Source organism: Streptomyces sp. NPDC047108 (assembly GCF_040643575.1).
Taxonomy (GTDB): Bacteria; Actinomycetota; Actinomycetes; order Streptomycetales; family Streptomycetaceae; genus Streptomyces.
Window position 1 is genome coordinate 535502 of the sequence record NZ_JBEYUP010000002.1, and the last position, 24122, is coordinate 559623.

General features: G+C 69.6%; 21 protein-coding genes, 1 pseudogene and 1 riboswitch. Of the genes and pseudogenes, 10 read left to right on the forward strand and 12 right to left on the reverse strand.

Going from position 1 to position 24122, the window contains the following annotated elements; translation table 11 throughout:
* Window positions 1-6: 6 nt before the first annotated feature.
* The 5 genes from ABZ822_RS07490 to ABZ822_RS07510 form a co-directional block, all read right to left on the reverse strand.
* Window positions 7-486 carry an NUDIX hydrolase gene (locus ABZ822_RS07490; protein ID WP_360848276.1) on the reverse strand — a complete coding sequence of 160 codons (480 nt, stop codon included), beginning with the start codon at window positions 484-486 and terminating at the stop codon, window positions 7-9.
* Between the two features lie 103 nt (window positions 487-589).
* Entirely contained in the window at window positions 590-1486 is an 897-nt protein-coding gene (locus ABZ822_RS07495) for a LysR family transcriptional regulator (protein WP_360848279.1), read from the reverse strand.
* Window positions 1487-1700: 214 nt separating this feature from the next.
* Complete coding sequence (locus ABZ822_RS07500) at window positions 1701-2831, reverse strand: cystathionine gamma-lyase (RefSeq protein ID WP_360848282.1); 1131 nt, start codon at window positions 2829-2831, stop codon at window positions 1701-1703.
* Window positions 2828-3346 carry a low molecular weight protein-tyrosine-phosphatase gene (locus ABZ822_RS07505; protein ID WP_360848285.1) on the reverse strand — a complete coding sequence of 173 codons (519 nt, stop codon included), beginning with the start codon at window positions 3344-3346 and terminating at the stop codon, window positions 2828-2830. Before ABZ822_RS07505 ends, ABZ822_RS07500 begins: the two co-directional genes overlap by 4 nt.
* A 23-nt stretch (window positions 3347-3369) precedes the next feature.
* Window positions 3370-3747, reverse strand: a complete 378-nt coding sequence (locus ABZ822_RS07510) for a phage holin family protein (protein ID WP_360848288.1) — start codon at window positions 3745-3747, stop codon at window positions 3370-3372.
* A 49-nt stretch (window positions 3748-3796) separates the two neighbouring features.
* On the opposite strand from ABZ822_RS07510, the gene ABZ822_RS07515 reads away from it, so the two are divergent.
* Together ABZ822_RS07515 and ABZ822_RS07520 are read left to right on the forward strand one after the other, a co-directional pair.
* Window positions 3797-4114: a cupin domain-containing protein gene (locus tag ABZ822_RS07515; RefSeq protein WP_360848291.1), complete on the forward strand. Its 318-nt coding sequence runs from the start codon at window positions 3797-3799 to the stop codon at window positions 4112-4114.
* A 190-nt stretch (window positions 4115-4304) separates the two neighbouring features.
* Window positions 4305-4517, forward strand: a complete 213-nt coding sequence (locus tag ABZ822_RS07520) for a DUF5326 family protein (RefSeq protein ID WP_360848294.1) — start codon at window positions 4305-4307, stop codon at window positions 4515-4517.
* Here ABZ822_RS07520 and ABZ822_RS07525 read toward each other — a convergent pair.
* Window positions 4489-5796: a YibE/F family protein gene (locus ABZ822_RS07525; RefSeq protein ID WP_360848297.1), complete on the reverse strand. Its 1308-nt coding sequence runs from the start codon at window positions 5794-5796 to the stop codon at window positions 4489-4491. The two genes, ABZ822_RS07520 and ABZ822_RS07525, sit on opposite strands and share 29 nt — an antisense overlap.
* A gap of 213 nt (window positions 5797-6009) precedes the next feature.
* Window positions 6010-6166, forward strand: a riboswitch (TPP riboswitch).
* On the opposite strand from ABZ822_RS07525, the gene thiC reads away from it, so the two are divergent.
* Together thiC and ABZ822_RS07535 are read left to right on the forward strand one after the other, a co-directional pair.
* Window positions 6159-7925 carry a phosphomethylpyrimidine synthase ThiC gene (thiC, locus tag ABZ822_RS07530; protein ID WP_360848300.1) on the forward strand — a complete coding sequence of 589 codons (1767 nt, stop codon included), beginning with the start codon at window positions 6159-6161 and terminating at the stop codon, window positions 7923-7925. (Overlaps the previous riboswitch by 8 nt.)
* A 154-nt stretch (window positions 7926-8079) precedes the next feature.
* Complete coding sequence (locus tag ABZ822_RS07535) at window positions 8080-8613, forward strand: NUDIX hydrolase (protein WP_360848303.1); 534 nt, start codon at window positions 8080-8082, stop codon at window positions 8611-8613.
* Here the strand turns inward: ABZ822_RS07535 and ABZ822_RS07540 are convergent.
* Window positions 8591-9931 (reverse strand): hypothetical protein, encoded by a 1341-nt coding sequence (locus ABZ822_RS07540; RefSeq protein WP_360848306.1) that lies wholly within the window; start codon window positions 9929-9931, stop codon window positions 8591-8593. The two genes, ABZ822_RS07535 and ABZ822_RS07540, sit on opposite strands and share 23 nt — an antisense overlap.
* A 125-nt stretch (window positions 9932-10056) precedes the next feature.
* On the opposite strand from ABZ822_RS07540, the pseudogene ABZ822_RS07545 reads away from it, so the two are divergent.
* The 3 genes and pseudogenes from ABZ822_RS07545 to ABZ822_RS07555 all read left to right on the forward strand — a co-directional run bounded on the left by ABZ822_RS07545 (window position 10057) and on the right by ABZ822_RS07555 (window position 11882).
* Window positions 10057-10282 (forward strand): annotated as a pseudogene (locus tag ABZ822_RS07545) (hypothetical protein).
* Between the two features lie 250 nt (window positions 10283-10532).
* A complete protein-coding gene (locus ABZ822_RS07550) occupies window positions 10533-10976 on the forward strand; it encodes a hypothetical protein (RefSeq protein WP_360848308.1) in 444 nt (147 codons plus the stop codon).
* Window positions 10977-11045: 69 nt separating this feature from the next.
* Window positions 11046-11882: a protein kinase gene (locus tag ABZ822_RS07555; protein WP_360848310.1), complete on the forward strand. Its 837-nt coding sequence runs from the start codon at window positions 11046-11048 to the stop codon at window positions 11880-11882.
* 623 nt (window positions 11883-12505) lie between these two features.
* On the opposite strand, the gene ABZ822_RS07560 is transcribed toward ABZ822_RS07555, so the two are convergent.
* From ABZ822_RS07560 to ABZ822_RS07580, 5 genes are all read right to left on the reverse strand, one after another.
* The gene (locus ABZ822_RS07560; protein ID WP_360848313.1) at window positions 12506-15169 is read right to left on the reverse strand and encodes a LuxR C-terminal-related transcriptional regulator; all 2664 of its coding nucleotides are present in this window, start codon (window positions 15167-15169) and stop codon (window positions 12506-12508) included.
* A 398-nt stretch (window positions 15170-15567) separates the two neighbouring features.
* Window positions 15568-16176: a hypothetical protein gene (locus ABZ822_RS07565; protein WP_360848315.1), complete on the reverse strand. Its 609-nt coding sequence runs from the start codon at window positions 16174-16176 to the stop codon at window positions 15568-15570.
* A 136-nt stretch (window positions 16177-16312) separates the two neighbouring features.
* Complete coding sequence (locus ABZ822_RS07570; RefSeq protein ID WP_360848318.1) at window positions 16313-17269, reverse strand: hypothetical protein; 957 nt, start codon at window positions 17267-17269, stop codon at window positions 16313-16315.
* Window positions 17270-17455: 186 nt separating this feature from the next.
* The gene (locus ABZ822_RS07575) at window positions 17456-18514 is read right to left on the reverse strand and encodes a metallophosphoesterase (RefSeq protein WP_360848321.1); all 1059 of its coding nucleotides are present in this window, start codon (window positions 18512-18514) and stop codon (window positions 17456-17458) included.
* Window positions 18515-18828: 314 nt separating this feature from the next.
* On the reverse strand, window positions 18829-19929 hold the full coding sequence (locus ABZ822_RS07580; RefSeq protein ID WP_360848325.1) for a LacI family DNA-binding transcriptional regulator: 1101 nt from the start codon (window positions 19927-19929) through the stop codon (window positions 18829-18831).
* A 342-nt stretch (window positions 19930-20271) separates the two neighbouring features.
* Here ABZ822_RS07580 and hisC point away from each other — a divergent pair, with 342 nt between their 5' ends.
* The 3 genes from hisC to cydB all read left to right on the forward strand — a co-directional run bounded on the left by hisC (window position 20272) and on the right by cydB (window position 24097).
* Window positions 20272-21354, forward strand: coding sequence for a histidinol-phosphate transaminase (gene hisC / locus ABZ822_RS07585; protein WP_360848328.1), 1083 nt, complete (start codon window positions 20272-20274; stop codon window positions 21352-21354).
* 205 nt (window positions 21355-21559) lie between these two features.
* A complete protein-coding gene (locus ABZ822_RS07590) occupies window positions 21560-23065 on the forward strand; it encodes a cytochrome ubiquinol oxidase subunit I (protein WP_360848331.1) in 1506 nt (501 codons plus the stop codon).
* A gap of 27 nt (window positions 23066-23092) precedes the next feature.
* On the forward strand, window positions 23093-24097 hold the full coding sequence (gene cydB, locus ABZ822_RS07595) for a cytochrome d ubiquinol oxidase subunit II (protein ID WP_360848334.1): 1005 nt from the start codon (window positions 23093-23095) through the stop codon (window positions 24095-24097).
* Window positions 24098-24122 lie beyond the last annotated feature (25 nt).

Below are 24122 nucleotides of genomic sequence, written 5' to 3' on the forward strand. Positions count from 1 at the left end.
CGCGCCTCAGCCCAGGTCGGGCGCGTGCAGGGCGCGTACGCCCTCGATGTTGCCGTCGAGGTAGTGCCGCAGCGACAGCGGGACGACCTCCACCGAGGCGATCCCGACGCGGGTGAACGGGATGCGCACGATCTCGTACTGCCCGCAGGGTTCGTCCACTTCCGGGCCGTGCCGTCGCGAGGTGTCCATCGACTCCAGGCGGCAGAGGAAGAAGTGCTGCACCTTCACGCCCGTGACCCCGCCGTCGCTGATGTGCTCGACGGTGTCGACGAAGACCGGGACGACATCGGTGACTTTCGCGCCCAGTTCCTCGTCGACCTCGCGGTGCAGCGCGTCCACGACGGTCGCGTCCCCGGGCTCGACACCACCGCCCGGGGTGATCCAGTACGGCGCGTAGCCGGGCTTGGTCCGCTTGATCAGAATCATCTGGTCGCCGTCGAGCAGGATGGCGCGAGCGGTGCGCTTGACCACGGGGCGAACGGTCATGGAGAAGATGTGGCCCAGCTCCGGCCCCCCGAAACCGCCCCGGGCCAAAGTCGTGCCCGGAGCCGGAACAGAGCGCGTCGCGCCGGCTCCGAGTCATGCCTCGTCACCAGTCCGCGGCCGACCGCAGCAGCCACTCGTGCGCCCGGGCCAGGTGGGGCAGCGCGAGCGTCCCGGCCCGTACGGCGAGGAAGTACGTGCGCAGCGGCGGCACCGGCGGATCCAGGAGGGCGACGATCTCCCCGGTGTCGAGCGCGTCCTCGCACAGATAGCGGGGGAGGACGGCGAGTCCCGCCCCGGAGACGGCGCAGCCGAGGACGGCCCGGAGGTCGGGCGCGATCACCGTCGCGGGGGCGGCCGGCTTGGCGTCGAAGACCGCGGCCCAGTAGCGGGAGACCAGGGGCATGCTGTCGTGGACCTCCACCACAGGTAACTGGTCGAGCGCCTGCGCTCCGTGCACCGGGACCCCGCCCGTCGCGCCGATCCGCGCGGCCCACCGGGGCGAGGCGACGAGGACGTGCTCCTCGTCGCACAGCGGTGCCGCCGTGAGCAGCCCGCCCCGCGGCCGGGCCGTGGTGATCACGAGGTCGTGGTGGCCGGCCGCGAGTCCGTCGAGGGTGTCCTCGGCGCTGCCGAACGCGGTGCGCAGAGCCAGGCCCTGGCCGATGAGCGGGGTCAGTGCCGGGAGGGCGCGCAGCGCGGTGAACTCCGGCGGGCCCGCGAGATGCAGGGTGCGCTCCGCGGAGCCCTCGTCGAGACCCGCCTCGGTGATCTCCAGCAGGGCGTCGAGGTGGGGGGCGACCTTGTGCGCCAGCTCGTCGCCGGTGGTGGTGGGCGTGACGCCGCGCGCCTGCCGGAGGAAGAGCGGGCGCCCCAACTGCCGTTCCAGCGACCGTATCTGGCTGGTGACGGCGGGCTGCGAGAGTCCGAGGAGTGCGGCGGCGCGGGTGAACGACCCGGCGCGGTGCACGGCGACGAAGGTACGGAGCAGGGCCAGGTCCATGCCCACCCCTCATGATCGACAGCGCTCGGGCCGCTGCCAACTATAAATTTGTCGATAGGCATGTGTCGCTACTGTGATTGGACACTGACGCAGAGTCAACTAGCCTTGAATCAACGGTTCGTTGCGCGTTGAACCGGGGCGGTTCGAGCCACGAGGGGGGAGGCTCGAGCCGCCCGAAACGGGAGAACCGTCCGCATTCCGTGCGCCCGCCCCGCTACGCGCCCGCCGCCTCGTCCAGCGCGCCCAGCACGTCCGTGACCAGGTCCTCCGCGTCCTCGACGCCCACCGAGAAGCGGATGAAGCCTTCCGGTACCGCGTCCCCGCCCCACCGTCCGCGCCGCTCGGCCGTGGACCGTACGCCGCCGAAGCTCGTCGCGTCGTCGGCCACGCGCAGCGCGGCCAGAAATCGCTCCGCGTGCGCCCGGTCCGGCAGTGTGAAGGAGACCACGCAGCCGAACCTGCCGGCGCGCATCTGCCGTGCCGCGAGCGCATGCGCGGGATCGGAGGGCAGCCCGGGGTGACGCAGGCCGGTGACCTCCGGGCGGTCGCGCAGCGCCTCGGCGAGAGCCAGGGCGTTCGCCGCCTGCCGGTCGACCCGTAGATGGAGCGTGGCCAGCGAACGGTGGGCGAGCCAGGCCTCCATCGGGCCGGGGACGGCACCCGCGGTCTTGCGCCACAGCCGTACGGCGGCGGCGCGTTGGGGATCGCGGCAGGAGACATGACCGAGGAGCACGTCGCCGTGGCCGGTCAGCGCCTTGGTGCCGCTGGCCACCGAGAAGTCCGCGCCCAGCTCGAGGGGGCGCTGGCCGAGCGGCGTGGCCAGGGTGTTGTCGACGGCGACGAGCGCGCCTGCCGCCCGCGCGGCGTCCACGAGCCGTCGGATGTCAAGGACGTCCAGGCCGGGATTGGACGGCGTCTCGAGCCACAGCAGTTTCGCGCCCGCCACATGCTCGATCTGGGCGTCGCCCGCGGTCGGGGCGGTGCGTACCTCGACCCCGTACGACTCCAGGCGCTCGCGCACCAGCGGCAGGGCCTGGTAGCCGTCGTCCGGGAGCACGACGGCGTCGCCGGACCGGACCTGGGAGAACAGGACGGCGGAGATCGCGGCCATGCCGGAGGCGAACGCCACGGTCTGCACGTCGTCGGCGCCGGGGGCCTCCAGCTCGGCGATCGCCCGCTCCAGCAGGGTCCACGTCGGGTTGTCGTCGCGGCCGTAGGTGTACGGGCCGACGGGCTCGCCGGGCAGGTGGTAGTGGGCGGCGAACACCGGCCCGGGGAGCGCCGGTTCGTGACGCACGGGCTCGGGAAGTCCGGCGCGTACGGCCCGGGTTCCGTCACCGGTCATGTGGCTGCCTCCTGGTGGTCGGCGAGCGCCCGGCGGACCGCGTCGAGCAGCGCCTCAGTGGCGGGCTCGATGAGGGCGAGACAGTGCTCGAAGCCCTCGCGGTCGCCGTAGTAGGGGTCGGGGACGTCGAGACCGTCGCCGGTGTCGTCGGCGTAGGACAGCAGCAGCCGGACCTTGGCCGCGTCCTCGGGGGTGGGGGCCAGGGCCCGCAGCTCCCGGAGGTGTCCGCCGTCCAGCGCGACGACCAGATCACGCTCGGCGAACCACTCCTCGCGGAACTGCCGGGCCGTGTGCCCGCAGGCGTAGCCGGAGCGGAGCAGGACGTCGACGGTCCTGCCGTCCGCCTCCTCGCCCTCGAACCAGCCTCCCGTACCGGCGCTGTCCACCTCGATCACCGCGTCGAGTCCGGCCTCCTCGACGCGGGCACGGAAGACGGCCGCGGCCATGGGCGAGCGGCAGATGTTGCCGGTGCACACGAAGCACACGCGGTACGGGGGACGGACGGACGGGGTCATGCACCCATCATCCGTCACCGGGATCAGTCGTCGTCGGGCAGGACCATGTGCATCGCCCAGGAGACGATCGCGACGATCAAGCCGCCGAGCACCGCCGTCCAGAAGCCGTCCACATGGAAGGAGAGATCGAACTCACCCGCCAGCCAGGAGGTGAGCAGCAGCATCAGGGCGTTGATCACGAGCGAGATCAGGCCGAGGGTGAAGATGTAGAGCGGGAGCGCCAGGAGCTTGACGACCGGCTTGACGAAGAAGTTCACGAGCCCGAAGAGCAGGGCCACGAGTATCAGCGTGAGGACCTCGCGGGCCGTGTTGTCGCCCGTGAGCGTGATGTCCTTGAGCAGCCAGATGGCCACGGCCAGGGCCGCTGCGTTCGCGATCGTCTTGACGAGGAATTGCTTCATGGTGAGATCGTGACAGACCCGATCGGCGATGCTTAGGGGTGGGACAGGGATGAAGGCGTTCCGGCTGGACGAGCTCGAGGCGGAGCGCGCCGCCAACGACGGTGCATACCTTCAGTTTCTTCGCGAAAGGAACATGTCGGTCGGGCTCTACGCGCTCGACACCGGATCCACCGACACCCAGCAGCCCCACCGCCAGGACGAGGTCTACTTCGTCGTCAGCGGCCGTGCCTCGATCACCGTCGGCATGGAGACCACCCAGGTCGCACGGGGCAGCGTGGTCTACGTCCCCGCCGGCGTCGCCCACCGCTTCCACCACATCAGCGAGGACCTGCGGGTCCTGGTCGTCTTCTCGCCCCCGGAGAGCTGATCCCCTCAACCCGTGGAGGAGCCGGCCCTCCCCCTGAGAGCTGAGCGCCCGACTCCGTGTCCCTAGGGGACCGCTCAGGGAAGGACGGGGGCCCGCGGCCGTCCGTACGACGTCCCGCCCGCCTAGCATCGAAGGCAGCAACGACCCTCCCGGAAGGACCGGGAGCGAAGAAGCGGAAGCAGGGACGGACGTGGCGGTCAAGGAGATCTACGCGGGTCTGCCGTGGTGGGTGAAGTGGGTCGCGGTGCCCTTGCTCGCGCTCCTCGTCTTCGGCGGCATCATCCTCAAGGTGGTCGGCGTCGTCATCGCGCTGCTCTTCAAGCTGCTGGTGTTCGTCGCCCTCGTCGCCGGACTCATCTACGTGGTGCGGAAGTTCACTTCTTCCTCCTCCGGCGGCCGCTAGCGGTGGCCCGGGGGCGGCCCGCCGCCCCCGGCGCCGGCCGGTCCGCGGAGACGACCAGCGCCGCCAGGCCCGTGGTCACCGGCACGGACGCCACCAGTCCGATGCTGCCGACCAGGGTCCGTACGATCTCCTCCGCGACGATCTCGCTGTTCGCCACGGTCCCCACATCGCTCTGCGCCACGGAGAAGAGCAGGAGCAGCGGCAGCGACGCGCCCGCGTACGCCAGGACGAGCGTGTTGACCACCGACGCGATGTGGTCCCGGCCGATGCGCAGCCCCGCGCGGTAGAGCTGACGGGCCGTCATCGTCTCGTCGGCCTGCTTCAGCTCCCACACCACCGATGTCTGCGTGACCGTCACGTCGTCCAGCACACCGAGCGAGCCGATGACGACACCGGCCAGCAGCAGACCGCTCAGGTCGATGTCCGGATAGAGGCCGTGGATCAGCCCGGTCTCGTCCGAGGTGTTGCCGGTGAGCTGCGCCCAGCCGATGAAGACCGACCCCAGCAGCCCGATCAGCAGCAGGGAGATCAGGGTGCCGAGAGCGGCCACGGACGTCCTGGCGTTGAGGCCGTGGCAGGAATAGAGGGCGATCAGCATGATCGCGCTGCTGCCGACGACGGCCACGACCAGCGGGTTCGAACCGTGCAGGATCGCCGGGAGGATGAAGAACGACAGCACGGCGAAGCTGACGGCGAGCGCGACCAGCGCCATCAGCCCCCGCATCCGGCCCACCACCACGACGGCGAGCGCGAAGATGCCCGCGAGCAGCGCCATGGGGAAGCCGCGGTCGACATCGGTGACCGAGTACTGCAGTTCACGCGGGGCATCGGGCGCGTAGGCGACGACGACGCCCTGCCCGGTGGTGAGTTGGCGCGGTGCGTCGGGCTGGACGACCTCCTCGAACCTCCGCCCCGAGTCCTTGCCCGAGGTCACCTCGACCGTCGCCCGTTTGCAGACGCCGCCGGCGCGTTCATCACCGCCCGGGGACTGCTGCTGCGAGCCGTCGGCCGACGGAGGCTGCTGCGGCTGGACGTTGACGTCCTTGCAGTCGACCTCCTCCACTCTCACCACCCGGCCGGACTCCGTCTGCCGGTCGAAGCCGACCCCGGACCGCTCGTGCCCGGGCACCCCGCCCGGCCAGAGCACGACCAGACCCGCGACGACCGCGGCGGCGAACGGGATCAGCACCGCGGCGATGACCTTGCGGAGGTGCTGGGAGACGGGCGCGGCGGGGCCGTGGCTGTGGCTGTGGCCGTGGGGCTCGGGCGGTGAACTCACTGCCGCATCATCGCAAGGACGGGGTGCGGCGCGAGACCCCGCCGTCCGGTGCGCCGCCGTACCGCCTCCCGACCTGCAACGGCTCCGGTAGCGGCGGCCGTCGCGGGCCCCCGCCGGAAGCCGTCGCCGTACCGCCTCGGGCCCGGGCGCACGGGTCCGCCGTGTGAGACCCCCTTTCCCTTCCCGGAGCCACCCGTTACCGTGGTGGCGCCTTTTTGCACACGCGGGAGCTCGGAGCACCGGGCTGAGAGGGCGCTGACCTCCGTACGGGGTGTCCGGCCGATGCCGGGGACCGTCGCGGAAGCCGCTGCGTCGACCGCCGAACCTGTTACCGGGTAATGCCGGCGTAGGGAGTAGGTCTCATGACCATTCAGGACGCACGCACGCCTGCCAGCGGCGACTCCGCGGAGATCGGCTGGCACAAGGACTACGTGACCGGCTCACGCCCGGACTTGAGGGTCCCGGTGCGGCGAGTGCACCTCACCAACGGACAGGACGTCACGCTCTACGACACCTCAGGCCCGTACACCGACCCCACGGTCGAGACCGATGTCCGCCGCGGCCTCGCGCCGCTGCGGGAGAACTGGATCATCACCCGCGGCGACACGGAGGAGTACGCCGGCCGTCCCGTGCGCCCCGAGGACGACGGCATCAAGCACACCTCGCCGCGCGGCGGCCTGCGCAACCTGGACGCGGTCTTCCCCGGCCGCCCGCGCCTGCCCCGGCGCGGACGCGACGGCCGGGCCGTGACCCAGCTCGCGTACGCGCGCCGCGGCGAGATCACGGCGGAGATGGAGTACGTGGCGCTCCGCGAGAACGTCGAGCCGGAGGTGGTCCGCGAGGAGATCGCGGCGGGCCGGGCCGTCCTTCCGGCGAACGTCAACCACCCGGAGATCGAGCCGATGATCATCGGCAAGCGGTTCCTGGTGAAGGTGAACGCCAACATCGGTAATTCCGCGGTCACTTCCTCCATCGAGGAGGAGGTGGACAAGATGACCTGGGCGACCCAGTGGGGCGCCGACACGGTCATGGACCTCTCCACCGGCCGCAACATCCACACCACCCGCGAGTGGGTGCTGCGCAACTCCCCCGTCCCCATCGGCACCGTCCCCCTCTACCAGGCGCTGGAGAAAGTCGACGGCAAGGCCGAGGAGCTGACCTGGGAGATCTACAAGGACACCGTCATCGAGCAGGCCGAGCAGGGCGTCGACTACATGACGGTCCACGCCGGCGTCCGCCTCCCCTACGTCCCGCTGACGGCCCGCCGCAAGACCGGCATCGTCTCGCGCGGCGGCTCGATCATGGCGGCGTGGTGCCTGGCCCACCACAAGGAGTCGTTCCTCTACGAGCACTTCGAGGAGCTCTGCGAGATCCTCGCCTCGTACGACGTCACGTACTCGCTCGGCGACGGCCTGCGGCCCGGCTCGATCGCGGACGCCAACGACGAGGCGCAGTTCGCGGAGCTGAGGACGCTGGGCGAACTCAACAGGATCGCCAAGTCCCACGGCGTGCAGACGATGATCGAGGGCCCGGGCCATGTCCCGATGCACAAGATCAAGGAGAACGTCGACCTCCAGCAGGAGATCTGCGACGAGGCCCCCTTCTACACACTCGGCCCGCTGACGACCGATGTCGCGCCCGCGTACGACCACATCACCTCGGGCATCGGCGCCGCGATGATCGCCTGGTGGGGCACGGCGATGCTCTGCTACGTCACGCCCAAGGAGCACCTGGGGCTGCCGGACCGGGACGACGTGAAGACGGGCGTCATCACGTACAAGATCGCCGCCCACGCGGCGGACCTGGCGAAGGGGCACCCGGGCGCGCAGGAATGGGACGACGCGCTGTCCGACGCGCGCTTCGAGTTCCGCTGGGAGGACCAGTTCAACCTGGCCCTCGACCCGGACACGGCCCGCGCCTTCCACGACGCGACGCTCCCGGCGGAACCGGCGAAGACGGCGCACTTCTGCTCGATGTGCGGTCCGAAATTCTGCTCGATGAAGATCTCCCAGGACATCCGCCGCGAACACGGCGGCGCCATGGAGAGCGAGGCGGAGGCGGGCATGCGGCAGAAGTCGGAGGAGTTCGCGGCCGCGGGTAATCGCGTGTACCTGCCGATCGCGGACTGACCGTCAGGGTCTCGGAGTCCCCCGGCGCGCGTGCCGGGGGACGCTGCCGTCTCCCCGAAGCGATATTCGTCAGTATGACGTGAATTCGTTGGAACGCTGCTGTGTGGCGGTCTCCCTCTGGGATGCTGGGCGTACATCGAGAGGGGCCGCCGCAATGCAGTGGAAGATCCATGGGGAACGTCCGATCTACGAGAACCCTTGGGTGAACGTGTGGCTGACCGATGTTGAGCAGCCGGACGGGCGTCGGTGGGAGTATCACGTCGTCAAGCTGCGGCACTTGGCCGTCGCCGCCGTCGTCAACGACCGTCAAGAGGTCCTGATGATGTGGCGTCATCGCTTCATCACGGACGCCTGGGCGTGGGAACTTCCCATGGGTCTTGTCGAGGCCGGCGAGACCCCCGGCGAGGCGGCTGCTCGCGAGGTGCTTGAAGAGACGGGCTGGCAACCAGGGCCCATGAAGCCGTTGATCTACGCTGAGCCGGCCAACGGCATCACGGACTCGCAGCACCACGTCTTCCGTGCGGACGGTGCTACGTACCAGGGCCCACCGACGGAGAAGAACGAGTCCGACCGCATCGAGTGGATCCCGATCGGGGATATCCGAGGCATGATCGACCGCCGCGAAATCGTCAGCAGTGGATCTCTCGTGGGCCTGCTGTACGTGCTCATGGACGAGGCGATCCATTGAGCTGTCTGGGCAGGGCTTCCCGGAGACGGGACTCGAAGACCACAGCTACGGGCTCTCGCCGATACGGCGCTAGTTCATCGTGAAACTCGCGTAGGTGCCCGGCCACCCGCTCGGACACCACTGACATTGCGGGTTCAAGCGCCTCCGTCGCGGTTCGGCACGCTTGATCCAGCTTGCCGAGTTTCAGCTGTGTGCGGGCAAGCCAGAAGGCATGGAACGCCCGCCCGCGATGATTTGAGCTGTTCTCCCTCCGCAGGGCGTCGGCGATCAGAGGCTCTGCGGTCGCAGCTTCCCCGAGGCGGCCGTGAGCAATGCCCGTGTCGACGATGAGCTTCGGCACATCGAAATAGGTCACCCATGCCGGATCGACGTCGTTCGGCTGGATTCGCTCGAACTGCCGGTGCGCCTCATCGATTGCCTCATGGGTGGCGCTCTGGCTACCGAGTGAGGCATGAGCGAACGCTTCGCGCAAGGACAGCATCGACAGAACGCGCGGCGTGGTCCCGGCGGCGGTACGTGCCTCGTCCTGTGCCGCAGCGACGAACGCCAACGCGTCTCCGGGCTTGTCCTCGTAGGTGGCCTGCAAGCTCATACACGCAAGCACGTTGGCCATGAACTCCCGGTCGTCAATCTCTTTGGCGAAGTGCAACGCTTCCTTGAAGTACGCGCGGGCTTGGCTGAACTGGCGCGCGTCGAAGTGCGTCCATCCCGTAAGACGCGCCAGCTCGGCCGCCACCCCGTAGAGGCCGTGACGGATGGGCTCCGGTCGGTTCTCCTTCAGCAGCCCGACGACGTACCGAAGCTGGCCGACTACGGCGGGCCTGAGGGTTTCACCACCGTGCTGGTCGTCCCGTCGCCAATAGTCCTCGATCGAGGAACGGAGAGCTTCCAGCGTCGACGGGTTGGGGTTCGTTCGCGCGGTGAGGGCAAGGACGGTGTCCACTTCGGCGCTGGGCACAGCGGCGGACGTCGCAGACTCGGCGGCCACGGCCTGGCTCGGCTTCCGTTCCCTCGCCAGAGGCGCGGGCGTCTCCCAAGAACGTCGGGCAAGTCCGAGCATGTGGCCGGGGATTCGCAAGCCATCCGCGATGCGCTCGATCACATCCATGTGCTGTAACTGTCGGCGCCCGGCCATGACTTCTCCGACACGACTAGGAGTCAGTTCGCATCGCCTTGCGATCATCGACGGGTAGATGCCCGCATGTGCCTTCACCAGCGTGAAGACTCTCGTGAAGTTCCTGAGCCGACACGCTCTGATCATCTCGGGGTTCGCAAGCAGCCCGGCAGGCAACTCCTGCGGGCGGGATGGCTCGGGCATCGGGCAAGCTCCCACACATGAGGGCTACTCATCGTTGCTCGTTCTCTACTTCTCGTGACTGTATCCAAGTTGGGTAATCAGCCGGACCTTTTGGCACCGGTCCTTGCCTCGCGATCCTCCTGTGCATGGCGAGCAACCAGCAGACCAGACCAGGCATCGGGGAACTGGCCAAGGACACGACCACACATCGGCATCGTCATGGGCGAGTTGGGGGGACGTGTCCAGATGCGGCCGATCCGAGGCGGCCTTGAGTGGGACGCCATGCCCGACAAGGTGACGGCACTCGGGGCGCGGGAAGAACTGAGCGCGCGCCTGGCTGTGAGGAACGGCAACAGTCGGGTCGGGCTGTGATGCGCGTCATCGGCAGGTATGCCGGGGTCCTGTTCATCATCGGCATCAGCGGCTCGTGCGGCCTGGTGCTCGGTATGGCCCTCGGCGGCAGTCAATAGACCGGCCGCCCCGGACGGGCGTCAGTTCCACGATTCCCCCGTCCCCGTCCGGGCCGGCCATCAAATCCCGTTCCCGTGGCCGTCTATGAGCCCGCTCGACGGCCACGGCGGGAGGTAAGTGCCTGCTCAGCCCTACAGAAGGAGATGTACGTATGACGGCAACGGCGAACGACCAGAAGACCGGCCGCGCGGTGGCGGGTGAGGACCTGTTCGCAAGCCTCACCCACTTCGTGGTTCTCCACGAGGGACAGACGCCCGAGCGTGCCGAGCGGATCGCGGACCAGGCCGTGGCCTTTCTGGTCACCGCATCAACGGCCACTGTTCCCATGGTCCCCTCCGACGACGTGGATCTGGGGCTTCACGCGCTGATCCTGCACACGAAGGAGTACGCGGAGCTCTGCGAGAAGTACGCGGGCCGCTTCCTGCACCACAACCCGAAGCCCGGCGGGGGTGCGCGTGACCCGGAGATGGTTGCCGTCTCGGCCCAGGCGATGAAGGCGGCCGGGTTCATGGTCTTCGATGACCTGTGGACGGTGGACGGCAGGAACCTCGCTCAGTGCGACTCGGACTGCGGCCGTCCGTACGGTCAGGCGTAGTACGCAGCCTCAGCGACGCGGCCGGCCTCGATCGGGGTCGGCCGCGTTCGCCCGGAAGGAGAACTCGAATTGTCTGGGTCACCCTCTGAGCTGCCGATGGTGCTGCTCGATGCACTCATGCCCACGTCTCGGCGCTTGGTGGTGAACCGTCGGGGTTCGATGGTCTGGGAGATGGACAGCCATCTGGGCCACTACGCCGTGAAGCTCGGTTATCCCATCGAGGCCACTGCCGACTGGCCCGCCCAACCCTGGACGGCCCTCGCACCGGCACGCGAGGGGGCCGTGCTGCATCGCCTCGGCTTGGATGACTCTGCGTACGGCGAGTGGGAGCACGGGTGGTGGAACTTCCAGCCGTGGCACGAAGGGCCGGACCTGTACCGACTGTGGGAGCCCTGCCGTAGACGAGGCTCGTCCGTCGCACCGCACGCCAGCGTGGCGTTGGGGTGTGTGGAGGCTCTGGCCGAACTGCACGCCAAGGGCTGGGCCCACGGTGACGTACAACCCGCCCACTTCATCATCGGACCCGAGCGGACACACCTCATCGACCTCGCCCTTGCCCGGGGCGGACTCGTGCCCAAGGGGTACGACTTCCCATTCCGCGGCTGCCTCGTCCACTACGAAGCGCCGGAGATCGCCCTCAGCGTGCTCACGACAGGAGAAGCCGAACCCACGCAGGAAGCCGACATCTACGCGCTCGGTGCGACCCTGCTCATCTCCGCCACAGGCTGGCGAGCGGTCGCATATCCGGACGACGCTCCACGCGCTGTGCAGAGAGAGGCTGTTGCGAACGGGAAGCGTCGTCCAGTGAAAGCGCCTGGTGAACTGGGTGAAGTGATTGACGCGATGCTCAGCCACGCTCCGGGGGATCGGCCGACCCTCCACGAGGTACGCAAGGCCCTGAGCTGACCCCGAAGCGCCAGTTCATGGGCGCCGCTCCTATGGCCACGGGCGACAACGCAAGAAGCCGTACCACCCTCAGCCTGGATACCTTCGGTCACAGAACGCCAGGCTAATTCACATCAATGCTTGCTAACCCACGACCAAGCACCCCCTATACGGTCATGCTGATGTGCATGGGGACGCCACAAAACCATCTCAGCCCGTACCTGACGCAGACGACTAGGCCGCGGATGTTCAGCCGGCCGTGGCACCGGTATGTCTGGGCCGTCGTCCCGCTCGTCAGCATGTCGGTCCTTGCCTGTCTCCCCTTCATTTTTGCCTCGTACCGGCGGGTTGTGGGGTGGCGGATCACGGCTGTGTACACCGTCCTGAGCGCGACGGTCCTGGGCTTCGCCATCGTGCAACCCCAGGTGAATGGATGGTTCGCAGTCGCCGTCTGGGCCTTCATCATCACGACAGTCGTGCACGTGCTGCTGCTTGATCCCAGGAAACCGCAAGGTAAGTAGGCCGTCTTGCGCACCCAGTCACAGCATTAGCAGCTCGCACTCGAGACCGTCAGGGTCTCGGAGTCCCCCGGCGCGCGTGCCGGGGGACTCCGGCGCCCCCGCCGGTACTGCCGGCCGGTGGCGTCAGCCCGCCGCGTCGTACGGCTGGTCGCCCGGTGCCATGTCCAGGGCCGCGCGCAGGTTCCGGCGGTCGCTGATGCCGAACTTCACGTACACCCGTTGCAGGTGGTTGCCCGCCGTGCGGACCGAGATGCCCAGTTCCTCCGCGATCTCGACGTTCTTCCGGCCGCCGGCCGCGAGCAGGGCGATCTCGAGTTCCCGGGTCGTCAGAAGGGCCAGGACGCGGGGCGGGGCGAGGCCCGGGGTGCGGACCGGTCCGCAGTCCTGGCAGTACTCCTGGACGCGAGCGGACATCCGCGCGGCGCTGCGGGTCTCGCCCTGTCCGGCGAAGATCATGGCGGTCCAGTTGGCGACCTCCGCGGCGAGCAGGAAGGCACCGGTCCTGGCCAGTTCCTCCGCGCACTTCTCCAGCGACGTCGCGTCGTTGCGGGCCCTGGCCGTGGCCGCTCGCAGCCTGAGCTGGACGAACGGGTTGTCCGAGTCCTTCAGGGTCGCGACGAGTTCCTCGTGGGCCTGGTCGACGCCGCCCAGCCGTATGGCGTCGAACAGGCAGTGCGTACGCGTCACTTCGAGGCCGAACTCCCTTGCTTCCCGTGCACCCTCGAAGAGTTCGCCGCGGGCCTGGGACAGCTTGCCCTCCGCCGCCAGCACCCAGGCCCGCACCAGGCGGGCCTCGGGGCGCCAGGACCGGTGCGGTGGCAGGGACTCCGCGTCCTCGAGCGCCTTCTTCGCCTCGGACAGCTCTCCCGTGACCGCCGCCACGAGGGCCTGCCCCTGGAGTCCGGACCACAGGCCCAGCAGAAAGCTGTGTTCCCGGCTGAGGGCCACGAGCGTGGCGAACCAGAAGCGGGCCCCGCTGAGGTCGCCCCGCAGATAGCAGATCCACCCGAGGTGCATGGCGGGCCAGAACTGAGCCGTGTGGGCCCGGGACGACACGGCCTGCTCGTAGGCGCGGCGGGCCAGCGTCATGGCGGTCGCGAACTCGCCCGCCTCGGCGAAGGACCGGGCGCGCGTACTGTCCAGAACGATCTCGGGTATCCCGTACTCCCCCTCGATCAGCAGGTCTTTGTCCGGGGGCTGCTGCAGGCCGGCCGGCTCGGGGTCAGGGGGGTGCCCTCTCTCCGATTCGACGTACACCCGGGGCGCCGCGGCGACGATGTCCGCGAGTTCGTTGGCGCCGCGGCTGTCCAGCGATTCCATCAGGCGGTGCGCGTGGCCCACATGGCCGGCGGTGCCCCAGAGCGCGGCTTCGTTCGCATCGAGCACGTCCACCGGCCAGCCCGTGCCGAATTCGTCCCGCGCCTCGGAGTTGACGGCGAGCGCGTCGTCGACGCGCAGCATCCCGAGCGCCAGGTTCTGCGTCCGGAGGACGACACCGCGCAGCCGTATCTCGTCGCTCGTCTCCAGCGTCATGAGCTTCCGCAGCACCTCCTCGGCCTGGACGTGTTCACCGCACTCGAAGCCGAACTCACCGGCCAGAAGGTGCGAGACCCCGTCGGGGCGCCGCTGGATGAGGGCACGCGCCAGCGTGTGGGCGGCGGCGAAGTCCGACGCCGCCCGCGCCTGGCTGATCGACCGTTCCAGCCTCTCCACCGGAACGGGATCGGAGGCCTGCAACCGCCAGAGCACGGCGGTGAGCGGCGGGTTCGCGCGGTCGCGCTCGGCCCGTTCGGCACGGTTGAGCAGCAGCCGGCGGGCCCGGAACGCCGAGGTCGTCGCCCGGATCACCAGACCGTGCACGGGGTCCGCCAGCGCCACCGTCCCACCGTTTCCGTCACGCTGTGTGTGTACCAGGCCCTTGCGGGTCAGGGATCCCACGACGTCCGGATCGAGGTTCTGCCGCGTCTCCGGACCGGCGAGGGCGAGGTCGTCCAGCACATCGCGCTCACGTTCCGTGAGGGAGTTGAAACGATGTGTGACCATGGCGGTCAGGCGGTCCGAGGGGGAGAGGTCCTGCGCCACGCGCCAGATGCCGCCGTCCTGATTCAGCGCGCCGGTGGCCACCGCCTGGGAGACCAGCTCGACCAGGTGGAGCGGCAGTCCGCTGCTGAGGGTGTGTAGGAGCCGGCTCGACCGCTCCTCGACGACTCCGTCGAGGACCCGCTCGAGCAGCGCGGTCACGGTGGGTTCGTCCAGCGGCGGCACATGCACCGCTCGTACCGAGCAGACCCCGTCCTGCAGCCAAGCGGCGGCCGGTGCCTTCGCGTCCTGTCCGCTGACCGTCCCGACGACCTTCAGCTCACCGACGCGCATGAGGGAGAGGAGCACCTTGCGCGACGCGTCGTCCAGGAACTGCAGATCGTCCACGAGCACCACGGCCGCCGGGCGTCCCCGCCGCCGGCGCAACGCGGGATTCAGGGGGACACTCGTCGCTACGGCCGACGACCTGGCGTTGGCCCCGTTGCCCGCTCCCGGGGAGAGCAGCGGCGCGACGGCCCCCATGGGGACCTCTTGGGACGCGACCGTCGCGGTGACCCCGGCGACCGGTACGCCGCGACCGCGCATGCGCTGAAGAAGGGCCCGGCCCAGCCGGCTCTTGCCCGAGCTCGGGGGCCCGTACAGGACGACCCCCGAGACGGCAGGCAGCATCAGCCCGTCGATCGCCGCCCGCAGCTCCGCGTCCCTCCCCACCAGGGGCCACCACTCGGGGAGATTCGTCGGGCTCATCGGTGCTCCAAGCAGAGAATCGATCTCTGTTCCCTAGGACCGGCCAGGACAACAGGTCCCACCGGGTCCGCGGTACTCATTCACGGTAGATCTGGAGGGGGTGCGTCGCGAGTCGCCGGGGAATGTCCCGGGAGTCGGCCGCGGAGAGACACCGTGTCGGGGCGGTCACGGAGACGGTCCCGCCCCCCCGTGTGCCGGGACTGGGAACGCGGTCCAGGACGCCGCACGACAGGCCGCGATGCGGGTCCGCGATCGCGCTGCGTCGAAAGCGGGGAGCGTACGACCGCCCGGCCCCATCCTCGCCCGCGCGGAGTGATCAACCGGCCCGTCGTGCACCGGAGTTGAAGGGTGCCCCTGGCCCCGCGGGGCCAGGACGCGAGGATCAAGGACGCCAGGGCTCAGGACTTCAGCGCGGAGAGCGCAACCTTCGCCGCGCTGGTCGCGCCCTTCTCCATCTCCCCGGCTCCCGGGGCCTTTTCGTTGTCGAAGTCGGCGCCGTTGTAGACCACCGTGACCAGTGCGTTCGCCTTGCGCACGATGATCGTGACCTCGCGCGTCTCCTGGCCGTCGTCCTTGGTGATCTTCGAGCCCGTCGAGGCCTCGTCGCCGAGGTCCTCGGTGACGCCGGCCTGCTCCCGGTCGGCGTAGACCGCGCGGGCCGACTTGGCGTCGGTGATCTCGAAGGTCACGTCGAGCCAGCGGTAGTCGAACCCCTTCAGCGCGTTCCACGCACAGCCCGTACGGCGTTTGGGGTCGCTCGTGCCGAGTTCCTTCCCCTCCGTCTTGGCGCCGGGGACCAGTTCCTTCACCGTCGCCGCGGGAATCGCGGTGCAGGCGTCGGCGGGCGGTCCCGCGATCGTCGGAGCGGCTGCCGCGGTGCGTTCCTTGTCGGACGCCGGGCTGTCGGAGCGCGCCTCCTCGGCAGGGCGGGCCATGGCCCAGCCTGCCGTGGCGAGCACGGCAACCGGCAGGAGCCGGGCGGTCAGTGTCAGAGGCAGAGACGGCACAGCGGCGTTCTCTTCGGTCGTGGGGGTGCGACCCCATGAGATTGCCATACGAATCCGGCCACGAACAGACGTGCCGGGCACCCGGAAGGCGACCGCCTGGTCGCCGACCGGGCCGCGTGAGGGTGCTCGGCCGCCGTCACGTGGGCTCGTGCTCCGGCCCGCCGTACTCCGGACTCGTGTATCCGGGGCTCTCGAACGAGGGGCGGGCGGACGTCTCCTCCGGCCCGCCCTCCGTGCTGAACGCCGGGCGCGAATAGCCCAGATGGGGCGTACGGTGCTCCGCCTCCGCCCCGCCGTACGCGCCTGCCCCGGCGTCGTAGGCGTCCGACGCGCCGCCGTGCGCGCCCGGTTCGTCCCCGTGCGTCCCGTCCCCGTGCGTCCCGTCCCCGCTCCTGCGGGACGGAGCCGCCGGTTCGGCCAGTGCCTCGCGGAGGAACGGCAGCACGCCGCGTTCCAGCAGGGCCTGCCGCCACGCGTCCCGCGCGCGGCCGAGCTCCACCGTCTGTTCCTCCTGGGCCGAGGCGCGGAGCGAACTCGAGCCGTTGCGCAGGGCGGTGAGCAGCAGCCCCGCCATGGCGAGGACGATGCCCGCGGCGGTCAGGGCCACGAACACCCAGCCCGTGTTGACCAGGGAGGCGGCGGCGGGCTCGTCCGCGTCGACGGCGCGCAGCGCGTACCCGACGAGCAGGAAGATCACGGCTGCGATGGCGGCCAGCACGGGCGCGAGGACGCAGACGATGGCGACCAGGCCCGCGCCGGTGGCCTCGGCCGGCCCGGCCATGGCGGCGGCGAGCGTCACCGGGCCGCCCCCGCCCGGTCCGCCGGCGCCGGTCCCGGACTGCGCGTCATGGGCGGCGTCGGAGACCGGGGCACGGAGCTGGTCGCGGAGAGCGACGTAGTCCTGGTACTCGGCCGCGGCGCAGGAGGATATGGCGGCCGCGGCGGCGAGCGCCATCGTGCGCAGTTGCTCGGTGTTGAGCCGCCGGCCGACTTCGGCCGGATCCGGCCGCTCGCTCGTCGTGCGCAGCGCCTCACCGAGGATCCGCTCGAACTCCGGGCGGTCCTCGGGAAGCAGATGCGGAGCGCTGTTCATGTGCATCCCCCGGTGCTCCGTAGGCCTGGCGTGCCGGCTCTCACCGTGCAGTCGGGCGGAAACGGAGGAGAGCCTGCTACGGATATGCCGATGGTAGAGCGGTTACGGCGCAGGGTGACAGGGGGTTTCCGGAAAATGCCCGCTTCGCGGAGGCAACCTGTGCCCGTATGTCCGCGTCCGTAATCCTCAATCGGCCAGCGGGAGCTGAACGACCAACAGTTTTCCGGCCATCGTCACGCCGCCGTCCATCGCGATGGCGAGCCCGTCGGCGTAGACGTGCGGCCCCTGGATATCGGGACCCCCGCCGTCCTCCGCGTCCTCCGAGCCCACATCGCCGAGCAGATACGGGATCGGGCTGTGGCCGTGGACGATGCGCCGGCCGCCGTAGCGCGACAGCAACTCGTGGACGGCCTGCGGCCCTGCGTCGTCGCGGAAGGCGAAGCGCTTGGTGAACTTGCGGAAGAGATCCCAGCACTCGTCCGCGTCGTTGCGCTGGATGATCTCGGTGACCCGGTCGTTGACGGCCTCGATCGAGTCGCCGAACTCCAGGTAGGCGGTGGTGTCGGAGTGGACGAGCAGATGCCCGTCCTCCTCGGCGATGGCGTCGAGCCGGGACATCCACTGCAGGTGGTGGTCCTCCAGGCGCTCCATGTCGCTGCGCTGGCCGCCGTTGAGGAGCCAGGCGGCCTGGAACGAGGCCGTCCCCGCACCGGAGTTGACGGGGGTGTCGGCGAAGCGCTTGGCCCCGATGAGCAGCAGCTCGTGATTGCCCATCAGGGCCTTGCAGTAGCCGCCCGCGGCCGCGGCCTCGGCCGAGAGCCGCATGACGAGGTCGATGACGCCGATGCCGTCCGGACCGCGGTCGGTGAAGTCGCCGAGGAACCAGAGCCGTGCGGTGCCGGCGGCCCAGCGGTCCTCGTCGTCGATGAGGCCCTGCTCGTGCAGCGCCGTACGGAGTTCGTCGAGGTAGCCGTGGACGTCGCCCACCACGTAGAGCGGCCCCGGCCCCTCGTCGTCCGCCGCGGCGCCGCCCGCCTCCGGCTCGGTGTCCGTGCTGAAGGCGAGCGTCGCCCCGTCGTTCACGCCGCGGCGGATGACCGGAAGGTCGCGCTCGGTCGGCGTGTACTCCGCCGGGAGGTCCGTTGAGGCGGCCGCCGCATACGGGGCGGGGGGCCCGGAGTTCGGATACGCGGAAGCCGTCCCTGGAGCCTCGGGATGCGTGCCCTGCGCGGGCGTGTGCGGCATCTCCGCCGTGGCACCTGCTGCGGGTCCCTGACCGGCCCCCTGAGTCATCGACCCCTCCACCTTCGCGCCGCCGTGCACCGGACGGACCCTTCCCCTGCCCCGTGCCAGGGGAGCCCCGGCGAAAGCGAGCGGGAGAACCCCTGGTCGGCGGGCGGTCCGCAGTGTCGTGCGCCCATCATAGGAATGCCGCTCGCGGCTTGTGACGCACCAGGGGGCTGTCAATCACGACGGCTCCCGCGGACGCCGGCCTTTTCTCCCGAAATTGCCTGGTAGCGACCCGGGGAGACTACGCCAGAGAGGGCACCTCGGCCGAATCAGCTCCGGGGGGCCGATCGTGGGGGGCTCACCGTCGTGCGCGGCGGACGGCGTTGCGAGGAGGTGCGCACGATCAGTTCGGTCGGTATGACCTGTTCGATCGGGCGGCCCGCGTCCAGGCCCTCGATGGCGTCGATCAGCAACTGGACGACGGCGGTGCCGATACGGCGGGGCTTGAGGGAGAGGGTGGTGACGGGCGGTTCGGTCGTCGCGTAGACGGTGGACTCACTGCAGCAGACCAGCAGCAGATCGTCGGGGACACGCAGGCCGTAGTGGCGCGCGGCGGCCAGCAGATCCGTGCCGTTGGGGTCGAAGAGGCCGTACACGGCGTCGGGTCGGTCCGGTCGCGCGAGTAACCGGTCGGCGGCGACGGCGCCGGCGCGCGGGTCGTGGGCCGGGTACGCCTCGTACACCGGGTCCTGGCCCACGCGCTCGCACCAGGAGAGGTACGCGGACGTGGACAGCCGCGTGTAGGTGTCGGTGCTCGTCCCGGTGAGCAGGCCGATGCGGCGGGCGCCGGCCTCCGCGAGGTGGTCGAGCAGGCCGACGACGGCGGCCTCGTGGTCGTTGTCGACCCAGGCGGTGACGGGCAGTGAGCCGGCGGGGCGGCCGTCGGAGACGACGGGGAGTCCCTGGCGCACGAGTTCGGACACCACGGGGTCGTGGTCCGACGGGTCGATCACGACGGTGCCGTCGAGTGCGACGTTCGACCAGACGTCATGGCGGGAGGTCGCGGGCAGGATGACGAGCGCGTAGCCGCGGGCGAGTGCGGCTGATGTCGCGGCGCGCGCCATCTCGGCGAAGTACGCGAACTCGGTGAAGGTGAAAGGTTCATCCCCGTACGTGGTGACGGTGAGACCGATGAGACCGGAGCGGCCGGTCCTGAGGGTGCGGGCCGCGGCCGACGGGCGATAGCCCAGCCGATCGGCGACCTCGCGAACGTGGCGACGTGTGGCGTCCGGGAGCCGGCCCTTGCCGTTGAGGGCGTCGGAGACCGTGGTGATCGAGACGCCGGCTGCTGCGGCCACGTCCCTGATCCCTGCACGCCCCACTCGACGGCCGGACGACCGGCTCACCTGGTGCTTCCCTGCTGCTGTCATGGCGAGCCGATAGTAGGGCTCGGCTGAGCCATTCGCGGGACCCCCCGAGTCGCTGATCACAGGCACGTTTCTGCATGGCTATTCTCCCCCAACTACCTTGAAATGCAAGAGAGTTGGGGCCGAGTCGGGGGATATGGCGGGCCCTGCGGGGCATTCGCCTGCACATCGGGCAATGTCTCGAAGAGGTCTCAAGTCACCTGCACGGGTGACGCGCGCCATGGCGCGCGCCAGGGGCGCACGCCATGGCACGGGGCGCCCCCTTGGTCCTGTACGCCGGTGGACCTAATCCTCATAAGGTGTGCAGTATTGCTGCTGTGCCGGACGGTCGAGGAGGACCCCGCGGTGACTGAGAAGACCCCGAAGCTGCGTGATGCGCTGGACGGCATCCCGACGTACAAGCCGGGCCGCCCCGCCACTGCCGACGGCGGGCGCGTGACGTACAAGCTGTCCTCCAACGAGAACCCCTATCCGCCGCTGCCGGGGGTCATGGAGCAGACGCTGGCCGCCGCGGGCAGCTTCAACCGCTACCCGGACATAGCTTGCACGGAGCTGATGGCGGAGCTGTCCGAGCGCTTCGGCGTGCCGCTGGACCATGTCGCGACGGGCACGGGCTCGGTCGGCATCGCCCAGTCGCTCGTCCAGTCGACCGCCGGTGAGGGCGACGAGGTGATGTATGCCTGGCGGTCCTTCGAGGCGTACCCGATCATCACGCGGATCGCGGGCGCGCGGCCCGTACAGGTGCCGCTGACGGACGGCGACGTGCACGACCTGGACGCGATGGCGGACGCGATCACCGACAGGACCCGGCTGATCTTCGTCTGCAATCCCAACAACCCCACCGGCACCGCCGTGCACCGTGCGGAGCTGGAGCGCTTCCTCGACCGGGTGCCGTCCGACGTGCTGGTGGTGCTGGACGAGGCGTACAAGGAGTTCGTCCGCGACCCCGAGGTGCCCGACGGGCTCGACCTCTACCGGAACCGGCCGAACGTGTGCGTGCTGCGCACCTTCTCCAAGGCGTACGGACTGGCCGGACTGCGCGTCGGTTTCGCCGTGGCGCACACCCCGGTGGCGGCGGCGCTGCGCAAGACCGCGGTGCCCTTCGGGGTGAGCCAGCTCGCGCAGGACGCGGCGGTCGCCTCGCTGCGCAGCGAGGACGAGTTGCTGGGGCGGGTCGGCTCGCTGGTCTGCGAGCGCAAGCGGGTGCTCGAAGGTCTCGCCGGACAGGGCTGGACGATCCCGGACTCGCAGGCCAACTTCGTCTGGCTGCGGCTCGGGGAGCGGACGGTGGACTTCGCCGAGGCGTGCGAGAAGGCGGGCGTGATCGTGCGGCCGTTCCCGGGGGAGGGTGTCCGGGCCACCATCGGTGAGACCGAGGCCAACGACCTGCTGCTGCGGGTGGCCGAAGAGTTTCGCTCGGGACGTTAGACCTGGCGGTCCGCCCGACCTGTTCCGACCTGGGGTTCCCCGCGACGGCGTCGCGGGGAACCTCTGTTTCCGCTGGTAGGGGACCCCCCTCGTGGGCCTCGGTCAGGTGTGCGCCATAATGGCTTGTGAATGTGAACGCTTTCACAAGCTGCGTTTCGAAGGGCACCGTGCAAGCGTGACCGCAACCACGTAAGGAGAGGGCGTCATGGACCTGGCGTTGGCGCCGGAGACGCTGGCCCGCTGGCAGTTCGGGATCACCACCGTCTACCACTTCCTCTTCGTTCCCCTGACGATCTCGCTCGCGGCGCTGACCGCCGGGCTGGAGACGGCATGGGTGCGGACGGGCAAGGAGAAGTACCTCCGGGCGACCAAGTTCTGGGGCAAGCTCTTCCTGATCAACATCGCCATGGGTGTCGTCACCGGCATCGTGCAGGAGTTCCAGTTCGGGATGAACTGGTCCGACTACTCGCGCTTCGTGGGTGACGTCTTCGGCGCCCCCCTCGCCTTCGAAGCGCTGATCGCCTTCTTCTTCGAGTCCACCTTCATCGGCCTGTGGATCTTCGGCTGGGACCGGCTGCCGAAGAAGATCCACTGCGCCTGCATCTGGACCGTGGCCGTCGGCTCCAGCCTCTCCGCCTACTTCATCCTCGCCGCCAACTCCTGGATGCAGCATCCCGTCGGCTGGCGCCTCAACCAGGAGACCGGCCGCGCCGAACTCACCGATTTCTGGGCCGTGCTCAGCCAGAACACCACCCTCGTCGTCGTCTTCCACACCCTCACCGCGGCCTTCCTCGCCGGAGGCGCGTTCATGGTCGGCATCGCCGCGTACCACCTGATGCGCGGCAAGCACATCCCGGTGATGCGCACCTCGCTGCGGCTGGGCCTGGTGACCCTGGTCGTCTCCGGTCTGCTGACCGCGGTCAGCGGCGACCGGCTGGGCAAGGTCATGTTCGAGCAGCAGCCCATGAAGATGGCGGCCGCCGAGGCCCTGTGGGACAGCGAGGCGCCGGCCCCGTTCTCCGTCTTCGCCTACGGCGACGTCGACGAGGGCCACAACGACGTGGCCCTGGAGATCCCGGCCCTGCTCTCCTTCCTCGCCTACGACGACTTCCACTCCGAGGTCCCCGGCATCAACGACGTCAACCGCTCCGAGCAGGAGAGGTACGGCCCCGGCGACTACCGGCCCAACATCCCGGTCGCGTACTGGAGTTTCCGCTGGATGATCGGGTTCGGCATGACGTCGTTCGCCATCGGTGCCGCCGGGCTCTGGCTGACCCGCAGGAAGCGCTGGCTGGCGCCCGAGCTGCGGACGGGCGAGGACGAGGTGCCGAAGCTGGCGCTCACCCGGAGCCGGACGCTCGGAACGAAGCTCACCACCTGGTACTGGCGGATCGCCCTGCTCACCGTCGTGTTCCCGCTGATCGCCTCCTCCTGGGGCTGGATCTTCACCGAGATGGGCCGCCAGCCCTGGGTGGTCTACGGCGTGCTGCGCACCGGCGACGCCGTCTCCCCCGGCGTCTCCCAGGGCGAGGTCATCACGTCCATGACCGTCTTCACCCTCCTCTACGCGATCCTCGCCGTCGTCGAGGTCCGGCTGCTCCTGAAGTACGTCAAGGCAGGACCGCCGGAGCTCACCGACGCCGACCTCAACCCGCCCACGAAGATCGGCGGCGACTCGGACGCCGACCGCCCGATGGCCTTCTCGTACTGAGGCCGGAAGCAGCAAGGAGCGCGAGGCATGGAACTCCACGACGTCTGGTTCGTCGCCATCGCCGTCCTGTGGGTCGGCTACTTCTTCCTGGAGGGATTCGACTTCGGAGTCGGCGTCCTCACCAAACTGCTGGCCCGTGACCGCACGGAGCGACGGGTCCTCATCAACACCATCGGGCCGGTCTGGGACGGCAACGAGGTCTGGCTGATCAGCGCCGGCGCGGCCACCTTCGCCGCCTTCCCCGAGTGGTACGCCACGCTCTTCTCCGGCTTCTACCTCCCGCTGCTGCTCATCCTGGTCTGCCTCATCGTGCGCGGCGTGGCCTTCGAGTACCGGGCGAAGCGCAGCGACGAGCGCTGGCAGACCAATTGGGAGCACGCGATCTTCTGGACCTCGCTGCTGCCCGCGCTCCTGTGGGGGATCGCGTTCGGCAACATCGTGCACGGCGTGAAGATCGACGCGACCAAGGAGTACGTGGGCACCCTGGGCGACCTCATCAACCCGTACGCCGTGCTCGGCGGTCTGGTGACGCTGACGCTGTTCACCTTCCACGGCGCCGTGTTCACCGCGCTCAAGACGGTCGGCGACATCCGGATGCGGGCTCGGAGGACGGCCACCGGGCTCGGGCTGGTGGCGGCGGTGCTCGCGCTCGGCTTCCTGATCTGGACCCAGCTCGACCGCGGTGACGGCAGCAGCCTCGTCGCGATGGTCATCGCCGTGGCGGCCCTGATCGGGGCGATCGGGTTCAACCTGGCGGGCCGGGAGGGCTGGTCGTTCGCCTTCTCCGGGCTGACCATCGTGGCCGCCGTCAGCATGCTCTTCCTGACGCTCTTCCCCGATGTGATGCCGTCGTCGCTCGACCCGCGGTGGAGCCTGACGGTCGAGAACGCCTCGTCCACCCCGTACACGTTGACGATCATGACTTGGTGCGGTGCCATCGCCTTCCCGCTGGTGCTGCTCTACCAGGGCTGGACCTACTGGGTCTTCCGCAAGCGCATCGGGACGCAGCACATCGCCGAATCCGCCCACTGAGCCGCCGTCCACCAACGAGCCGCCG

What these genes read in the sequence shown, in the direction of transcription:
- ABZ822_RS07490 (WP_360848276.1), bottom strand. Translation starts at nt 486, where the DNA reads ATGACCGTTCGCCCCGTGGTCAAGCGCACCGCTCGCGCCATCCTGCTC.
- ABZ822_RS07495 (WP_360848279.1), bottom strand. Translation starts at nt 1,486, where the DNA reads ATGGACCTGGCCCTGCTCCGTACCTTCGTCGCCGTGCACCGCGCCGGG.
- ABZ822_RS07500 (WP_360848282.1), bottom strand. Translation starts at nt 2,831, where the DNA reads ATGACCGGTGACGGAACCCGGGCCGTACGCGCCGGACTTCCCGAGCCC.
- ABZ822_RS07505 (WP_360848285.1), bottom strand. Translation starts at nt 3,346, where the DNA reads ATGACCCCGTCCGTCCGTCCCCCGTACCGCGTGTGCTTCGTGTGCACC.
- ABZ822_RS07510 (WP_360848288.1), bottom strand. Translation starts at nt 3,747, where the DNA reads ATGAAGCAATTCCTCGTCAAGACGATCGCGAACGCAGCGGCCCTGGCC.
- ABZ822_RS07515 (WP_360848291.1), top strand. Translation starts at nt 3,797, where the DNA reads ATGAAGGCGTTCCGGCTGGACGAGCTCGAGGCGGAGCGCGCCGCCAAC.
- thiC (WP_360848300.1), top strand. Translation starts at nt 6,159, where the DNA reads ATGACCATTCAGGACGCACGCACGCCTGCCAGCGGCGACTCCGCGGAG.
- ABZ822_RS07535 (WP_360848303.1), top strand. Translation starts at nt 8,080, where the DNA reads ATGCAGTGGAAGATCCATGGGGAACGTCCGATCTACGAGAACCCTTGG.
- ABZ822_RS07540 (WP_360848306.1), bottom strand. Translation starts at nt 9,931, where the DNA reads ATGCCCGAGCCATCCCGCCCGCAGGAGTTGCCTGCCGGGCTGCTTGCG.
- ABZ822_RS07550 (WP_360848308.1), top strand. Translation starts at nt 10,533, where the DNA reads ATGACGGCAACGGCGAACGACCAGAAGACCGGCCGCGCGGTGGCGGGT.
- ABZ822_RS07560 (WP_360848313.1), bottom strand. Translation starts at nt 15,169, where the DNA reads ATGAGCCCGACGAATCTCCCCGAGTGGTGGCCCCTGGTGGGGAGGGAC.
- ABZ822_RS07570 (WP_360848318.1), bottom strand. Translation starts at nt 17,269, where the DNA reads ATGAACAGCGCTCCGCATCTGCTTCCCGAGGACCGCCCGGAGTTCGAG.
- ABZ822_RS07575 (WP_360848321.1), bottom strand. Translation starts at nt 18,514, where the DNA reads ATGCCGCACACGCCCGCGCAGGGCACGCATCCCGAGGCTCCAGGGACG.
- ABZ822_RS07580 (WP_360848325.1), bottom strand. Translation starts at nt 19,929, where the DNA reads ATGACAGCAGCAGGGAAGCACCAGGTGAGCCGGTCGTCCGGCCGTCGA.
- ABZ822_RS07590 (WP_360848331.1), top strand. Translation starts at nt 21,560, where the DNA reads ATGGACCTGGCGTTGGCGCCGGAGACGCTGGCCCGCTGGCAGTTCGGG.
- cydB (WP_360848334.1), top strand. Translation starts at nt 23,093, where the DNA reads ATGGAACTCCACGACGTCTGGTTCGTCGCCATCGCCGTCCTGTGGGTC.